A 16,324-nucleotide genomic window follows, 5' to 3' on the forward strand; every position below is an offset into this window, starting at 1 on the left:
CTGGATCAGACCACCGCCGCCCGCCGCTGAACAAACCGGTCCACATATTCATCCGCCGGCGAATGCAGGATCTCCCGCGGCGTGCCGACCTGGATCAGCTTGCCGTCCTTGAGGATGGCAATGCGGTTGCCTATGCGTACGGCCTCATCGAGGTCGTGGGTGATAAATACGATGGTCTTGTGCAGGGTCTTTTGCAGCTCCAGCAACTGGTCCTGCATCTCGGCGCGGATCAGCGGGTCGAGGGCGCTGAAGGCTTCGTCCATCAGGATGATGTCGGTATCGGCCGCCAAGGCACGGGCCAGGCCGACGCGCTGGCGCATGCCGCCGGAAAGCTGGTGCGGGTATTTGTTTTCGTAGCCCTTGAGGCCCACGGTTTCGATCCAGTGCAACGCGCGTTCGGCGCACACCTGTTTGGTTTCGCCACGCACCTTGAGGCCGTAGGCAACGTTGTCGAGCACGGTTTTGTGCGGCAACAGGCCGAAACTCTGGAACACCATGCTGATTTTGTGCCGACGAAATTGGCGCAGGGCGTCCATGTCCAGCTGCAGGATGTCTTCGCCGTCCACCAGGATCGCGCCGCTGGTGGGGTCGATCAGGCGGTTGAAGTGGCGCACCAGGGTGGATTTGCCGGAGCCCGACAGGCCCATGATCACAAAGATCTCACCGGTATCGATGCTCAGGGACAGATCGTTCACGCCAACCACACAACCGGTCTCGGCCAACACCTGGTCCTTGGTCTTGCCCTGGCCAACCAGCGCCAGCGCTTCTTGGGAACGGTTGCCGAAAATCTTGAAGACGTTTTTGACTTCGATTTTGCTGACGGTAGTCATTTGTTCGCCTCATGCCGTGGACGACCATAGGCCTGGGTAATGCGGTCGATGACCACTGCAAGAATCACGATTGCCAGCCCGGCCTCAAGGCCACGGCCGACGTTCAGCGTCTGGATGCCGACCAGGACGTCTTCACCCAAGCCACGGGCGCCGATCATCGAGGCAATCACCACCATCGACAGCGCCATCATGGTGGTCTGGTTGATGCCGGCCATGATGCTCGGCAGCGCCAGCGGCAGTTGTACGCCGAACAGTTGCTGCCAGCGGTTGGCGCCGAAGGCGTTGATGGCTTCCATGACTTCGCCGTCGACCTGGCGAATCCCCAGGTCGGTGAGGCGAATCAAGGGCGGTGCTGCGTAGATCACCGTGGCGAAAATCGCCGGGACTTTGCCCAGGCCGAACAGCATCAGCACCGGGATCAGGTACACGAAACTGGGCATGGTTTGCATGATGTCGAGCAGCGGCATCAGCACCGAACGCAGACGATTGCTGCGCGCCGACAGGATGCCCAGCGGAATGCCGATCAGCACCGAGATCACCGTGGCGACCATCATCAGCGCCAGGGTTTGCATCAGCTTGTCCCACAGGCCAACCGCGCCCACCAGGAACAGCAGGCCGACAATTACCGCAGTGGTCAGTACTTTGCGCGTGGCGTGCCAGGCAATGCCGCCGACAATCGCCAGCATCAGCCACCACGGCGCTGCGCGCAGCAGGCCTTCCAGGTTGACGATGGCCCACAGCAGCGTGTCGGAGATGTGCCGGAACACATCGCCGTAATTGGTGACCAGTGAATCCACCCAACCGTTGACCCAGTCGGCGATGGAAAACGTAAAACTCTCAGGAAACATAGCGTGCTCTCGATCCAGTGGGTTGTAGCCAGGCGCCCGGCCACCCCTCAGGGTAGCCGCGCACACTTGACCTACAAGGCCGCGTCGATTTTCTTGGCTGCGTCTTCACTGACCCAGGCGTGCCAGACTTCAGGATGTTCCTTGAGGAAAACCTTCGCCAATTTCGGCGAGTCGATTCGCTCTTTGGCCATGCGCCCCAGGTTCTGGTTCAGCAGGTCGATCGGCAGGTTGACCTTCTCCAGCACGGCCACCAGTTCCGGGGCTTGCTCGTGGAAAGTCTTGGACAGGCCGACCTTGATGCTCACGGTCTTGTCCACACCGGGTTTTTCTTCGAGTTTGACCAGGTCGACCTGGCCCATCAGCGGGGTAGGCGACCAGTAGTAGAACAGGATCGGCTCGCCACGCTTGTAGCTCGACAGCACCGCCGCATCCAGCGCCGGGCCGGTGCCTGGGCGGAAGTTGGTGTAGCTGCTTTCCAGGCCATAGCTTTTGAGCATTTCGCTGTTGTCGAGCTCGCAGGTCCAGCCGGCCGGGCAGTTATAGAAACGACCTTTGGAGGGTTCTTCCTGGTCTTTGAACACCGAGGCGTATTTGGCCAGGTCAGCGATGTTTTTCAGGTCCGGCGCCTTGGCTGCAAGCTTGCGCTTGGCGTCGCCTTCGATTACGTAGCGCGGCACGTACCAACCTTCAATCGCACCCACCACCGGCGCGCCGACGCCGACGACTTTGCCGGCCTTCTCGGCCTTGTTCCAGACTTCGCTGCGGCCCACCCATTCTTCGGCAAACACCTGGATGTCGTTGCTGCTCAGGGCATTTTCCATGGTGATGGAGTTACCCGGCAGGCTGTCGGTTTTACAGTCGTAGCCTTTTTCCAGCACGGTTTGCAGGATGTCCGTGAGCAACATGCCGCTTTCCCAGTTCAGGCCGGCGAATTTCACCGGTTTGCCGGACTCGCACCACCCCGCCGCCTGGGCGCCGGCGCTGGCCAGCAAGCCCGCAGAAAGCAAGGTGGTGAGCAGGGTCTTATGCATTTTCATTGTGTGACGCTCCCAATCATGAAATGGATTACGGCAGTCAAAAGGCGTCCTGCCTTGTCCACGTCCTGTCAGGCCTGCGCCGCAGCGCGACCGGCTCCGCTTGTTTTCGTGGCTACAGCGCTGTCCTGCTCGACCGGCAGGATCAGTTGATCGGGCACGCTGGCGTGCCATTTTTTCGCACACAGGTAATACAGGGCGGCGGGAAGCACCAGGCCGATGATCCAGGAGATATCCACGTCACCCAACGCGGCCACCAGAGGCCCTGTGTAGAACTTGGTAGAGATGAACGGCAACTGCACCAGCACGCCGAACACATACACGCTGATACCCAGCGCGTTCCAGCGGCCGTAGCGACCGTTCGGATCGGCCAACGCCGGCACGTCATAGCGCTCGCGGGTGATGCAGTAGTAATCCACCAGGTTGATCGCGCTCCATGGCGTGAAGAACGCCAGCAGGAACAGGATGAAAGATTTGAACGCCCCCAGGAACGAGTGCTGGCCGAGCAAGGCAATCAGGGTCGCCGTACCGACGATGGCCAACACGAACACCAGGCGCTGCAGGCGCGTGACCTCCAGCCGACCACGAAAGCCGCTGATGATGGTCGCGATGCACATGAAGCTGCCATAGGAGTTAAGCGTCGAGATGGTGACCTTGCCGAACGCAATGCTGAAATACAGCAGGGCAGCGGTAGCACCTGTACCACTCAGGCCCACGATGTAAGCCACCTCGTGACCAGCGAATTGCCCATTGGACATGGCGGCGGCAAACACACCGAGAATCATCGCCACCTGCGCGCCGATGACCGAACCCGCGCCGGCGGCCAGAAAGGTTTTCACCGAGGACGTATTGCTTGGCAGGTAGCGTGAATAGTCCGCCACATAAGGGCCGAACGCGATTTGCCAGGAGGCCGCGAGCGACACCGCCAGCAGGAAACTGCTCCAACTGAAATGGCGGATCTGCAGGAGTGCGCCCACGTCGGTCTGGCTCATCAGGCGGCTGAACAGGTACACAAAGGCAATCACCCCAACCACGCTGGCGACGCGCCCGATGAAGTGGATCACCCGGTAGCCAAGCACCGTGACCAGCACGATGACACTGGCGAAGATCAGGATGCCAACGCTGTCGCTGACGCCAAACAACTGGCCCAGCGCCTGACCGGAAAGCACCGTGCCGGTTGCGGTGAACCCCAGGTACATCAGACACACCAGCACGATCGGAATGGCCGCGCCATACACGCCAAATTGCACGCGACTGGAGATCATCTGCGGCAGGCCAAGCTTGGGCCCTTGCGCCGCATGCAAGGCCATGACGCCGCCGCCGATCAGTTGGCCGACCAACAGACCGATCAGCGACCAGAACACATCACCGCCCAGCACCACGGCCAGGGCGCCGGTGACAATCGCGGTGATTTGCAGGTTGGCCCCCATCCACAGGGTGAACTGACTCAAGAGACGACCATGTCTTTCCGCTTCCGGGATGTAGTCGATCGAACGCCTTTCGATCAACGGGGTGGTGTCGTTTGCAGCCATGGGTATTCAACCTCTGATGGATTGTCTACAGATCCAGTGTGGGAGGGGGCTTGCTCCCTCCCACATTGGGTTATTTGATCATTGGGAGATTGAGGCCCTGCTCCTTGGCGCAGTCGATGGCGATCTGGTAACCGGCGTCTGCGTGACGCATCACCCCGGTCGCCGGGTCGTTGTGCAACACGCGCGCAATCCGCTCGGCCGCTTCGTCGGTGCCGTCACACACGATGACCATGCCCGAATGTTGCGAGAAGCCCATGCCGACGCCACCACCGTGGTGCAGCGAGACCCAGGTCGCGCCGCTCGCAGTGTTGAGCAAGGCGTTAAGCAGCGGCCAGTCGGACACGGCGTCGGAGCCGTCCTGCATGGATTCGGTTTCGCGGTTGGGGCTGGCGACCGAGCCGGAGTCGAGGTGATCGCGGCCGATGACCACCGGTGCCGAGAGCTCGCCGCTGCGTACCATTTCGTTGAACGCAAGGCCCAGCTTGGCGCGCTGGCCCAAGCCGACCCAACAAATGCGCGCCGGCAAGCCCTGGAAGCTGATGCGCTCGCGGGCCATGTCCAGCCAATTGTGCAGGTGGGCGTCGTCGGGGATCAGTTCTTTGACTTTGGCGTCGGTCTTGTAGATGTCCTGCGGGTCGCCGGACAGCGCCGCCCAACGGAACGGGCCGATACCACGGCAGAACAGTGGGCGGATATACGCCGGTACGAAACCTGGGAAATCAAAGGCGTTTTCCACGCCTTCTTCCTGGGCCATCTGGCGAATGTTGTTGCCGTAGTCGAAGGTCGGGATGCCTTGTTTCTGGAATTCCAGCATGGCCTTGACGTGCACGGCCATCGACTGTTTGGCCGCCTTGATCACGGCAGCCGGCTCGGTCTTGGCGCGGGCGCGGTATTCGTCCCAGGTCCAGCCGGCCGGCAGGTAACCGTTGAGCGGGTCGTGGGCGCTGGTCTGGTCGGTGACCATGTCCGGGCGCACGCCGCGCTTGACCAGCTCCGGCAAAATTTCTGCCGCGTTACCCAACAGGGCGATCGAGATGGCCTTGCCTTCCTGGGTGTACTTGGCGATGCGGGCCAAGGCGTCGTCGAGGTCAGTGGCTTGCTCGTCGACATAGCGGCTGGCCAGGCGGAAATCGATGCTGACCTGCTGGCACTCGATGTTCAGCGAGCACGCACCGGCCAGGGTTGCAGCCAGAGGTTGCGCCCCGCCCATGCCGCCGAGGCCGGCGGTGAGTACCCAGCGACCTTTGAGGTTGCTGTCGTAATGCTGGCGACCGGCCTCGACGAAGGTTTCGTAGGTGCCTTGCACGATGCCTTGGCTGCCGATGTAGATCCAGCTGCCAGCGGTCATCTGGCCGTACATGGCCAGGCCCTTGGCATCCAGTTCGTTAAAGTGTTCCCAGCTCGCCCAGTGCGGCACCAGGTTGGAGTTGGCGATCAGCACGCGCGGCGCATTGCTGTGGGTCTTGAACACGCCGACCGGCTTGCCCGATTGCACCAGCAGGGTTTCGTCGTCGTTCAGATGGGTGAGGCTCTCGACGATCTGGTCGTAGCACTCCCAGTTACGCGCGGCACGGCCGATACCGCCATACACCACCAGTTCTTTCGGGTTTTCGGCTACCTGCGGGTCGAGGTTGTTCATCAGCATGCGCAGCGGCGCTTCGGTCAGCCAGCTTTTGGCGGTGAGCTTGTTACCGCGGGCGGCGCGGATTTCAACGTCACGGTATTTTGTAGGCTTGGTCACAACTCGGACTCCTCGGCGATCAATGCACGAACAGAAATGGTGCGAAGCAGGGTCTTACGCACACATCTTTACTTGTATGTACAAGCATATGCAATCAAGCGGCCAACTTGAGGAGCGGGTTGTGGAAATTTTTTTTGAGGGCGTCTGTAAGCCTTGGAAATTAAGGCTTCGGGGCTTGATGAAATTTCTTAGGGAAGGGTTTTGCGGCGAAGGGAATGTGTGATGACCGCATGACATTGCGTCACGCTGGGGCATTCGGTAACAAATTGGTGCGCGGGTTGGAAACAGTTTTTAGGAACGACACAAAACAAATGTGGAAGGGGGCTTGCTCCCGATAGCGGTGTATCAGTCAGTCCACTCGGCACTGACGTACCGCAATCGAGGGCAAGCCCCCTCCCACATTTTTTACCCGCGCGGGGTCAGTTCGATGATGCAGCAGCGGCCAGTGACGCAGACGTCCAGCAGCTCGTTGTCACCGTCAACCTGCAGGCAATCGTGATGGCCCAGCTTCTCGCCCAGCACCTTCACCTCATCCGCCACGCTGAACACCAACACCGTCTGCGCCGTACTGAAAAACCGCTGCACGCCGTCAACCCACTGCAAGCGCGCGTGGTAACGCTGGGGCGAATAGATCAGGTTGAAATCGCGGATCGGCCCGGTGATCAGGCGGCACGACACTTGGCTGTCGCCCTTGAATGCGAACGGCTGCAGCGGTAACAGGTCGCGCTGCTCTTCTGCGTCCACGGTCAACACCATGCCGGCACCCTGGATAACGGTAATCACGCGCTGATAACCGGCAAACGTGGAAAAACCGCCCGACTCGCCAATATCGGCAATCGACAGGCGCCAGCCAAAGCCATCCAGGCCGGTGCCGGCGTCACGGGCGATTTCTTCGGTGCTGCCGCCGCCGTTTTTCCACGGCATGCTTACGTAATCGGCAGCGCGCCAGACCTTTACCGCACTCATTTGCTGAAACGTCCTTCGAGGCTGTGACGAGAGCCGGGATGGATCAGCCGTGCGGCGGTCACCGGCTGGCGACCCGACCACGTGCGGCGGCGAATCAACAGGCAGGGTTCGGTGGGTTCGATTTGCAGCAGCTTGCACTCGTCAGCGTCGGCAAGAATCGCTTCGACGACGTGCTCACCTTCCGTCAGCGGTGCAACCTGGTTCAGGTAGGCATAGGGCGTTTGCTGGGTGAAGTCTTGCTGCAAATATTCCGGAGCGACCAGGGCGTTGACGAAACGGTCTTCGATTTGCACGGGAATGTCATTTTCGAAATGCACGATCAGCGAATGAAACACCCGCCCGCCTTCGCGCATTTCCAGGGCAACAGCGCGCTCGGAACCGGCCGCTTCTTCGCCCAGATGAATGACTTGGCAGGTATGCCGATGACCACGGGAGGCGATTTCATCGGCAATGTTGTGCACCTCGAACAGCGCCGACTGGCTCTTGGGCTCGGCGACAAACGTGCCGACGCCTTGCATGCGCACCAGCAAACCTTCGGCGGTGAGCTCGCGCAGGGCGCGGTTGATGGTCATGCGGCTGAAGCCCAGTTGGCTGACCAGTTCACTCTCCGACGGCACGCGATAATGCGGCGGCCAGTTGCCGTTGAGGATCTGCTGGCTGATCATTTGTTTGACGCGGGCATACAAGGGCGCCGGACTTTCGTCCATGTGGGCAGCCAGCGAAGAGTTGGCGGGCGGAGTCGGCACAGGGAATCCTTGCAGAGGGAAAAGATGCATAGATTGCCGGAGTTTACCGAGCAGGCAAACGTCTGTATATGTATATACAAATAAACACACGACCGGAGTGTTCTGATCATGTCCGCTTTTTTTGCCGAACGCGCGCTGCTGCCTAGTGGATGGGCCAACGATGTACGCCTTGAAGTCAGCGCCGACGGGCGACTGACACAGGTCACGGCCAATGCCAGTTCCGCTGCCGCCGAACGGTTGAGAGGCCCGGTTTTGGCGGGCATGCCTAACCTGCATTCCCATGCTTTCCAGCGCGCCATGGCAGGCTTGGCCGAAGTGGCCGGCAACCCGAATGACAGCTTCTGGACCTGGCGCGAGCTGATGTACCGCATGGTTGGCAAGATCAGCCCGGAGCAATTGCAGATCATCGCGCGCCAGCTGTATATCGAGATGCTCAAGGCTGGCTACACCTCGGTGGCCGAGTTTCACTATGTGCATCACGATGTCAGCGGCCAGCCGTATGCCGACCGCACGGAGCTGTCGCGCCAGATCAGCCAGGCGGCGGCCAGCAGTGGGATGGGGCTGACGTTGCTGCCGGTGCTCTATACCCACTCCGGATTTGGTGGCCAGGCACCGAATGAAGGCCAGCGGCGGTTTATCAACAGCACCGAACATTATCTGGACTTGCAGGCGCGCTTGCAGCCGATCCTCGCGGCGCAACCGGCGCAGCAACTGGGCCTGTGTTTCCACTCCCTGCGCGCAGTCACGCCACAACAGATCGAGGAAGTGCTGGCTGCCAGTGACAAAGCGTGCCCGGTGCACATCCACATCGCCGAACAGCAAAAAGAAGTCGACGACTGCCTGACCTGGAGCGGCAAGCGCCCCCTGCAATGGCTGTATGACAACGTCGAGGTGGATGAGCGTTGGTGCCTGGTGCACGCCACCCATGCCGATGCCGACGAGGTCACACGCATGGCCAGGAGCCGCGCGATTGCCGGCCTGTGCCTGACCACCGAAGCCAACCTGGGCGATGGGATTTTCCCGGCGGTGGATTTTCTCGCCCAGGGCGGGCGCCTGGGCATTGGCTCCGACAGTCATGTATCGCTGAGTGTGGTAGAGGAATTGCGCTGGCTCGAATACGGCCAGCGCCTGCGCGATCAACGGCGCAACCGTTTGTATCGTAACGATCAAGCGATGGTCGGGCGGACGCTGTTCGATGCCGCGCTGGATGGCGGCGCGCGGGCACTAGGGCAGCCGATTGGTCGGTTGGAAGTGGGTAAACGCGCGGATTGGATTGTGCTGGACGGTAACGATCCATACCTGGCAACGGCCAGCGAGGATGGGATTCTCAATCGCTGGCTGTTCGCCGGTGGCGATCGGCAAGTGCGCGATGTCCTGGTGAACGGCAAGTGGGTGGTGCGCGATGGGCGCCATGCCGGCGAGGAAGAAAGCAACCGCGCATTTACGCAGGTACTGAAGGATTTACTCGGTTAAACAGGTGGGAGGGGGCAAGCCCCCTCCCACCGTTTGATTTGCGTGATGCTGGGTTACTGCGACGTCTTGGCCATCTGCTTATCCGACGTACGCCAGATCAACCGCGTGGTGTCGTACCCCTGCTGCCGCGCCCTGCTCAGCAGGTCTTCGCGGGTATCGGCGCTCACCGTTGGCGTGCGCGATAGAATCCACATGTAGCGCCGGCTCGGGCTGCCGACGATGGCGGTCTTGTAGTCATCGCTGACGTACAGCACCCAGTAATCGCCCTTGGCGACGCCCGGCAACAGCGCGGTAAACCAGTTATTGAATTCCACCCAGAGCTTGTCCGTTTTACCAGGCACTTGCGGCGTCGCGGTGCCCTTGGCTTCTTCCCACTGCCATTCGGTCGTCAAGCAGCGGTTGAATACCGACATGTCGCCATCGGGCAGCAAGGTGTAACGGGCTTCGGACTGCGCACAATTGCGCTGGAAGTACATCGGCAGTCGGGCCAACTCATACCAGGTGCCCTGGTAACGCTTGAGGTTGACGCTACCGGCGGTCTTGGGTTGCAAATCATCGCCAGAATGGCTGGCGCAGCCCGCCAAAAACAGGCTGGCGCAAAGGAACACAACAAAACGCATCATTCTTCTTCTCCCGCAGGCTCTCGCCCCGGTTTACTTCAGGCCTTGCCCGGAAAACATCAGAACTTTGTCACCGGCATATTGAACGCTGATAAAGCTGGTTTTATCGCCCCACGTGCAACTGGACATACCCAGTGCGCCGGAGCAGTCGGTTGGCTTACCCAGCAACGACTCGACCTCAGCCTTGGGCATTCCGGCCGACAACTTCGCATAATTCTCTTGATTGACCTTGCTGCAGGCGGCCAACAGCACGCAGAAAGTCAGCAGGGCAAGACGGCGTAACGACATGGAATAACTCCTGGAGGGACAAAGCAGCGTGGGTATCTGCCAGAAGCTTAGAAGGGAAAACAGGTGTCTGGTTCCCGAGGCGCAAAAACAAAAAAGCCCCGAAAACGCTGAAACGTTTCGGGGCTTCTTTAAGGGTGAACCGGCTCACATTTACGCCGATCACTTGTCACAACGGCTTACTTCTTGTGATAAGCCGTCACACGCTCAACTTCTTCCTTGGAACCCAGGAACACCGCCACCCGCTGGTGCAGGCCTTCAGGCTGGATGTCGAGGATGCGCTGGTGGCCGTCGGTGGACGCGCCGCCCGCCTGCTCAACCAGGAATGACATCGGGTTGGCTTCGTACATCAGGCGCAGCTTGCCCGGTTTGGACGGCTCGCGGCTGTCGCGCGGGTACATGAACAGGCCACCACGGGTGAGGATACGGTGCACGTCAGCCACCATCGCAGCTACCCAGCGCATGTTGAAGTTCTTCTTCAACGGGCCTTCTTCGCCTTCCATCAACTCGTTGACATAGCGCTTGACCGGTTCTTCCCAGTGGCGCTGGTTGGACATGTTGATCGCGAATTCCTGCGTAGAGGCAGGAATGGTGATGTCTTCGTGGGTCAGTACGAAGCTGCCCATTTCACGGTCCAGGGTGAAGCCTTTGACGCCGTCACCCAGGGTCAGCACCAGCATGGTCTGCGGGCCGTAGATCGCGTAGCCGGCAGCCACCTGCTCGGTACCCGGCTGCAGGAACGCCTTTTCGTTCAGGGCTTCATTCTGGCTCAGGTATTCGTTCGGGCAACGCAGCACGGAGAAGATGGTGCCGACCGGTGCGTTGATGTCGATGTTGGACGAGCCGTCCAGCGGGTCGAATACCAGCAGGTAGGCGCCTTTGGGGTACTTGCCGGGGATCTGGTAGGCATTGTCCATTTCTTCGGACGCCATGCCGGCCAGGTGGCCACCCCATTCGTTGGCTTCGAGCAGGATCTCGTTGGAGAGTACGTCGAGCTTCTTCTGCACTTCGCCCTGCACGTTTTCGGTGCCCATGCTGCCCAGGACACCACCCAGTGCGCCTTTGGACACGGCGTGGCTGATTTCCTTGCAAGCACGCGCCACCACTTCGATAAGGAAGCGCAGATCGGCAGGCGTGTTGTTGCTGCGGGTCTGCTCAATCAAATAGCGACTCAAGGTAACGCGGGACATGTAAGGCTCCGAAGAATGGGGGGCTTGAAAACCCGCGCAGTTTAACGCGAGTCGGGGCGTATTTCCTCCTATCAGAGGATTAAAACCCAATAGAGTTCATGGACTTTATTTAACGTGCCACCGGCGGCTTGCGCAGCAAACTGTAGGCCATGGCGCCCAGCGCGGCCACGCCGAGCAATAATACGGCCCAGAGCCCGAGCTTTTTCCAGTTCGGCCCACTCTCCACAGCCGCCGTAACCGCAGGCGGCGCAACCGCAACCTCCCCGGCTATTTTGGCTTGCCCCAGCGCCTTGAGACGCTCGAAGCTGTAGTCCGGGATAAGGGTCGACAGCGGCAGGTTCGCGGCCTTCACCGAAGCATTGCCCAGCGCCAGGCTGAACGGTGGCTCCCCTCGCGCCAGGAACACCAGTTGGGTGGTGCGCACGGCAAAACGCAGCGCCGGTGCTTCAGTGCCCAGGCCACCGCCGCGCTCGTCCACCTGCAGCTTGAGCTGGTTGACCACCTGGCCCGGTAACTGCAATTCATCCTGCACCACGTCCTGGCCGTTCTGGGCCAGGCGGTACAGCAAACCATTGCTCAAGGGCTGCCACGCTTGCCTGGCATCACTTCGCCCCGCCAACATCACCGGCGCGAGCGTGTTGGGCTGCTTCAGCTCAATACGCAAGCGTTCCACACTCAGCCCCGTGGGCAGTTGCCAACTGTATTCGCCGGCCTTGAGTCGCGTACCGGCCAAAGGCTGCGACCACACCAGCGGCAGCGGCAAGTTGCTGCTGGTAGCACTTGCCAGTTTGGCCGAGGTCAGCAGCGGCGCCGCCTGACCTTGCCACACCAGGCGCAGGTAACGCGCCGATTGCCCCGGCAGGCTGACGTCATGTTGCTCGACCCGCTCGTCGGCGAACGACAAGCGCGCCACTTGCCCATCGCCCCAGGATTCCCAGTGCTGCAGGTCATCACTGGCTTCAATGCTGAAACGCTGGAAACCGTCTTGCTCGCGGCTCCAGTCCAGGCTCAGTTGCTGCAACGGCGCCTTGATCGCGCTGGCGTCAAGCACCCAGCCGCGCAGCACCTGTTTGCCGGGTTTAGTGGCGGCGGATGGTTTGATTTCCACCAGCGTGCCCTCAGGGGTGGTTTTCATCACCACGCCGGGCAGGGTTTGGCGGGTGTCGGCAGCGTAAAGCGGGAACCACTTCACGTCGACGACGTGGCGGCTTTCCGTGCGCTGGGAGGCCTGTCGCGACAGCGCATACGCCTGGGGCTCACCGGCGGCGTTGAATACGCGCACATCACTGAGGTCCGCCTGACGCGCATTCAATTGCACGGCCAACGGCAGTTCGAGGCGATACCATGGGCCGTTACCGCTGACGCTCAACGGCACCTGGCTGGCGAAATCCGTCGGGGCTTCCTGGGCCCAGGCCGACAACACCGCACTCATGCCGACCACGGCGACGCTCAACTTACCGATCAAGAGGATGCTCCTTGAGTTTGCAGCACAGGTTCGACACGCTTGGGCGGCAGCGGCGCGAAGTAGCCCACCACCAGCAACAGCCCGCCCACGCCGATAAACGACACGATTCGCGCCAAGCCGCCACGGTTGCTCAGCTCGACAAAAAACAACTTGGCCACCACCACGGCAATCAACGCCGCGCCGATCAGCCACACCTCGCGCCGATGACGCAGGTGGCCACCGATCATCAGGCCGAGGGCGATCAGGGTCCAGACAATCGACAGGCCGGCCTGCACCAACATCGATTCGAGCAACGCGTCCAACTGGAAGGGGACGGCGCCCCAATGGTGGGAGGTGCGCATCACCAGCGCGGTGAAGAACGCAAACAGTGAAAGCCCCGCAACGCCCTGGGCGAGCAACTCGGCCCGTGGTCCGCGTTGCGGCGCCACACTGCGCGACCACACGTACACCCCCAGCAAGGCGAACAACAGGCCCAGGTCCAGCGGGTTAAGCAATGGCACATAGGGCAACGGGTTGGCCGTGCCGTCGCTGAAGCTGTTCGCCAGCCAGAACCAACCGAGCATCAACACGGCCAACGGCAGTGCCGCAAGCACGCGATATTCCCGTGGATACGCCGACACCGGCCACGGCCAGTTGCGCGGCGCGGCGGCCAGCACCAGGTAGAGGCTTGGCAGGATCGCCCAGCCCAACCAGCGCCAGGCGTTGTATTCGGCGGAAAAGCGCAGCAAGCCGTAGCGCAATTCCAGCGCCAGCATGCCGATCAGCATCCAGCAGCCCAATACATGGGCGATGCTCAGCGCCCTGCCCGGCGCCACCGCCGCCAAGCGCCGCAGCGAGACAAAATGCACCACAAACACCGCCAGCCACGCCAACCAACCGTACTGCGCCGCCGGGTGGTAATAGGTGTGCGCCGAGGCCAGCAGCACAATGCCCGCCGCCGGCATCAACAGGGTGCAGAGCCTACCCAGCGACACCCAGCGCAGGCGTGTCGCCAGCAGCGTCCAGATCGCCACGCTGACGGCCGCGATCCCGAGCAGGAAGGCGCCCTGCAACTCGTCGGGAACAAAACGCAGCACTTCGCCGGTCAGCGCCATCGTCCACCAGGCCGCGCCCCACACCAGCAACACATCGGATAGGCGTTGCAGTTGCAACTGAGCAAACACCGGCGCATGTGGTTCGCGCTGCAAGCGCCAGGCACCGACCAGAGCGGCCAGGCCGAGTACCATCGGCGTCCAGAAGCCGCTGTGAGCCAAGGGGCGCAGACCTTCGCTCGTCAACGGCCCCAGCAAGTCCGGCACCGCCAGCAGGAAGGAGCCACCACCGATCAGTTGCAGCAGCAAACCAAATACAAAACTCACGCGCTGTTGCAGGTACAGGCTCAGCCAGATGATCAACAAACCACTGGCCGCCCAGACGCCACTGGCGCTTTCCCACGGCAGCACGAACAGCACGGCGAGGTTGATCAACACCAGGCCGGCCAGCAACACCACCGAAAGGCCACGCAACAGACGCACATCACTGCGCACCATGTCGTCGCGCGCCGCCAGCAGCATGCCGCCGATCAAAGCCAGGCCGATCAGCGAGGCGGTGAGCAAACCACTCCAACCGGCATTGAACACCGCCTCGCCCTCACCGCCCTGCAATCGCAGCAGAAACAACGCGCCACCCAGCAACTGCACGGCGAACGCGGTAAACAGGAAGGTGCGCGAGCCAATGCGCAGGCCAACAAGCAGCGTCACCAAGCCGGCGATGGCCCAGCTGACAGCGGTGCCTTGGGTCAGCAGCAGCAACGGCGCCAGCAGGTACAAAAAGCCCAGGCCCAGGCTCGCCAGTACCGGCAGGCCACGGCGCTCCCAGGCCGCCGCCTGCTCGCTCGGCGCCTGGCGCAACTGAAGGAAGCTGAACAACAACGCCGCGCCCAGCAGCAACGCACCCAGCGGCGCGCCGTCGAGCAAGGTGTGCTCGCCGATACGCAGTTCGCTGAGGAACGCCAGCGCCGAGCCCAGTTGCAGCAGTAACCCAAAGGCCCGCGCCAACGGTCGTTGCTGACGCAGCCCCAGCCAGAAGATCCCCGCGCCTTCCACCGCCCAGGCCGCAGCGGTCCAGCGCGCATCGAGACCCAGCGCAATCGCCAGGCTGGCAAAGATCACACCCAACGCCAGGCAGGTTTCGGCCAGTAGCAAGGCCCGCCCACCGCTCAACACACGCGCCAGGCCCATATAGATAATGCCCAGGCCGAGTGCGCTGAACGCTGCGGCGAACTCCAGGTGTTGTACCAACGCGAACTGCAAACCAAAGCCCACCAGTGGCGGGCCGAACAGCATGCTGCCGTCGACATAATCGCCTTTGGCCGCCGACCAGCGCAGCAACGCCTCACGCTCCTCTGGCGCCTCGCCCATTTCCTGCAACTTGCGCCGGGCGAACAACAGGCCGATGGCCAGGTACATCAGGAAAAACAGCATCAGGAACGGCTCGGTGCTCCACAGCAGTTCCGGCGTGTAGGAACGCATGCCCCAGGCGAAGCCGATGCCGAAGGTGCCGACAAAGCCGATCAGGTTGAGCAAGCGCCAGGCCTTGAACCAGGCAATAGCGAGGATGCCGGTATTGAGCAGGGCGAAATAGCTGAACAGCGCCACATGGTTACCGGCGCCGGTGGATGTGAGAATCGGTGCCGCAAAACCCCCGAGCGCCGCCGCGCAGGCCAACCCCAGCGCGTCCTGGGTGATCGCCAGGATCGCCGAGAACACCGTGACCGCCACCAGCATGCCCAGGGCCGCACCAGGATCAATCAGCGGGTGCAGGCGCATCGCCGCAAATACTGTGAGGTACAACACCGCGATACCGGTGCCTTGCAGCATCAAGCCGTAGTTGCTGTTACGCAGCCGCAACCACCAGCCCAGGCCCAACAGGGCGAGTGCGGCAGCGGCCACGCCGGCGTAACGCAGTTCGATCGGCACCACCATGCCTTCAGTGGCATAGCGCAACAGGAACGCCAGGCCGAGGAACAACAGCACCACCCCGACCCGCAGCACGGTGTTGCCCCCAAACAGCCAATTGCGCGCGCCGCCAATGGCGCGCTCGATCAGGTTGGGGCCGCGCGGCGCGACCGGTTCTTGAGGTGGACGTGGCGTCGGCGCAGGCGCCCAGACATCATCCGGCAACGGTTGGCTCGGTTCGGCGACCCTGGCGGCAGGCGCCAATTCGGCAGGCAGTTCCCACACCAGCTCGGGTGCCTTGGCGACAGGTGTCGGTTCAGGAGCAGGCGCTTCAAAAATGACGGTGCTCGACGGCGTGGGCACTTCGAGTTGCCGCAGGCGTTCACCCAGGGCGATCAGCGCCTTTTGCGTGGTTTCCAACTGACGTGCCTGCTGCTGCGCCTGGGTCGCCAGCTTCGACAGGCGAATCGCCTGGCCGATGCCCAACCCCAGCAGCGCACCGATGCCCGCATCATAGAACGACTCATCGAGCGTCCAGCCGAGCACCAGGCCAATCAGCATGAAAATCCATTGCATGGTCGATATTCCCTAAGCAAACCGGCGCTCAGTATATCGACGTGAACCCAATGTGGGAGGGGGCTTGCTCCCGATAGCAGGG

At 61.7% G+C, this 16,324-nt stretch carries 13 protein-coding genes; 1 reads left to right on the forward strand and 12 read right to left on the reverse strand.

Annotated features, from left to right (window positions below; translation table 11 throughout):
* Window positions 1-5: 5 nt before the first annotated feature.
* The 7 genes from AB4O23_RS02270 to hutC form a co-directional block, all read right to left on the reverse strand.
* On the reverse strand, window positions 6-830 hold the full coding sequence (locus tag AB4O23_RS02270) for a quaternary amine ABC transporter ATP-binding protein (protein WP_017529530.1): 825 nt from the start codon (window positions 828-830) through the stop codon (window positions 6-8).
* Entirely contained in the window at window positions 827-1,678 is an 852-nt protein-coding gene (locus tag AB4O23_RS02275) for an ABC transporter permease (RefSeq protein ID WP_065879505.1), read from the reverse strand. The genes AB4O23_RS02270 and AB4O23_RS02275 overlap by 4 nt, the downstream gene beginning before the upstream one ends.
* Window positions 1,679-1,749: 71 nt before the next feature.
* Window positions 1,750-2,715 (reverse strand): ABC transporter substrate-binding protein, encoded by a 966-nt coding sequence (locus AB4O23_RS02280; protein ID WP_065879506.1) that lies wholly within the window; start codon window positions 2,713-2,715, stop codon window positions 1,750-1,752.
* A 68-nt stretch (window positions 2,716-2,783) separates the two neighbouring features.
* Window positions 2,784-4,244, reverse strand: a complete 1,461-nt coding sequence (locus AB4O23_RS02285; protein WP_065879507.1) for a purine-cytosine permease family protein — start codon at window positions 4,242-4,244, stop codon at window positions 2,784-2,786.
* Window positions 4,245-4,314: 70 nt separating this feature from the next.
* Window positions 4,315-5,985, reverse strand: a complete 1,671-nt coding sequence (hutU, locus tag AB4O23_RS02290) for a urocanate hydratase (RefSeq protein WP_017529534.1) — start codon at window positions 5,983-5,985, stop codon at window positions 4,315-4,317.
* Window positions 5,986-6,390: 405 nt separating this feature from the next.
* Window positions 6,391-6,951 (reverse strand): HutD/Ves family protein, encoded by a 561-nt coding sequence (locus tag AB4O23_RS02295; protein WP_460062008.1) that lies wholly within the window; start codon window positions 6,949-6,951, stop codon window positions 6,391-6,393.
* Window positions 6,948-7,658, reverse strand: a complete 711-nt coding sequence (hutC, locus tag AB4O23_RS02300; RefSeq protein WP_223271435.1) for a histidine utilization repressor — start codon at window positions 7,656-7,658, stop codon at window positions 6,948-6,950. The genes AB4O23_RS02295 and hutC overlap by 4 nt, the downstream gene beginning before the upstream one ends.
* A 147-nt stretch (window positions 7,659-7,805) precedes the next feature.
* Between hutC and AB4O23_RS02305 the strand changes: the two genes are divergently transcribed.
* A complete protein-coding gene (locus AB4O23_RS02305) occupies window positions 7,806-9,170 on the forward strand; it encodes a formimidoylglutamate deiminase (protein ID WP_460062010.1) in 1,365 nt (454 codons plus the stop codon).
* 53 nt (window positions 9,171-9,223) lie between these two features.
* Here the strand turns inward: AB4O23_RS02305 and AB4O23_RS02310 are convergent, their stop codons facing one another.
* The 5 genes from AB4O23_RS02310 to AB4O23_RS02330 all read right to left on the reverse strand — a co-directional run bounded on the left by AB4O23_RS02310 (window position 9,224) and on the right by AB4O23_RS02330 (window position 16,242).
* Entirely contained in the window at window positions 9,224-9,793 is a 570-nt protein-coding gene (locus AB4O23_RS02310; RefSeq protein ID WP_116078954.1) for a lipocalin family protein, read from the reverse strand.
* Between the two features lie 30 nt (window positions 9,794-9,823).
* Window positions 9,824-10,078 (reverse strand): hypothetical protein, encoded by a 255-nt coding sequence (locus AB4O23_RS02315; RefSeq protein ID WP_003171143.1) that lies wholly within the window; start codon window positions 10,076-10,078, stop codon window positions 9,824-9,826.
* 176 nt (window positions 10,079-10,254) lie between these two features.
* A complete protein-coding gene (locus AB4O23_RS02320) occupies window positions 10,255-11,265 on the reverse strand; it encodes a class 1 fructose-bisphosphatase (protein ID WP_003171139.1) in 1,011 nt (336 codons plus the stop codon).
* A 109-nt stretch (window positions 11,266-11,374) separates the two neighbouring features.
* The gene (locus AB4O23_RS02325) at window positions 11,375-12,727 is read right to left on the reverse strand and encodes a DUF3999 domain-containing protein (RefSeq protein ID WP_026067401.1); all 1,353 of its coding nucleotides are present in this window, start codon (window positions 12,725-12,727) and stop codon (window positions 11,375-11,377) included.
* On the reverse strand, window positions 12,727-16,242 hold the full coding sequence (locus tag AB4O23_RS02330) for a DUF2339 domain-containing protein (RefSeq protein WP_217855703.1): 3,516 nt from the start codon (window positions 16,240-16,242) through the stop codon (window positions 12,727-12,729). Before AB4O23_RS02330 ends, AB4O23_RS02325 begins: the two co-directional genes overlap by 1 nt.
* Window positions 16,243-16,324: the final 82 nt, after the last annotated feature.

This window comes from Pseudomonas sp. H2_A10 (genome assembly GCF_054680085.1).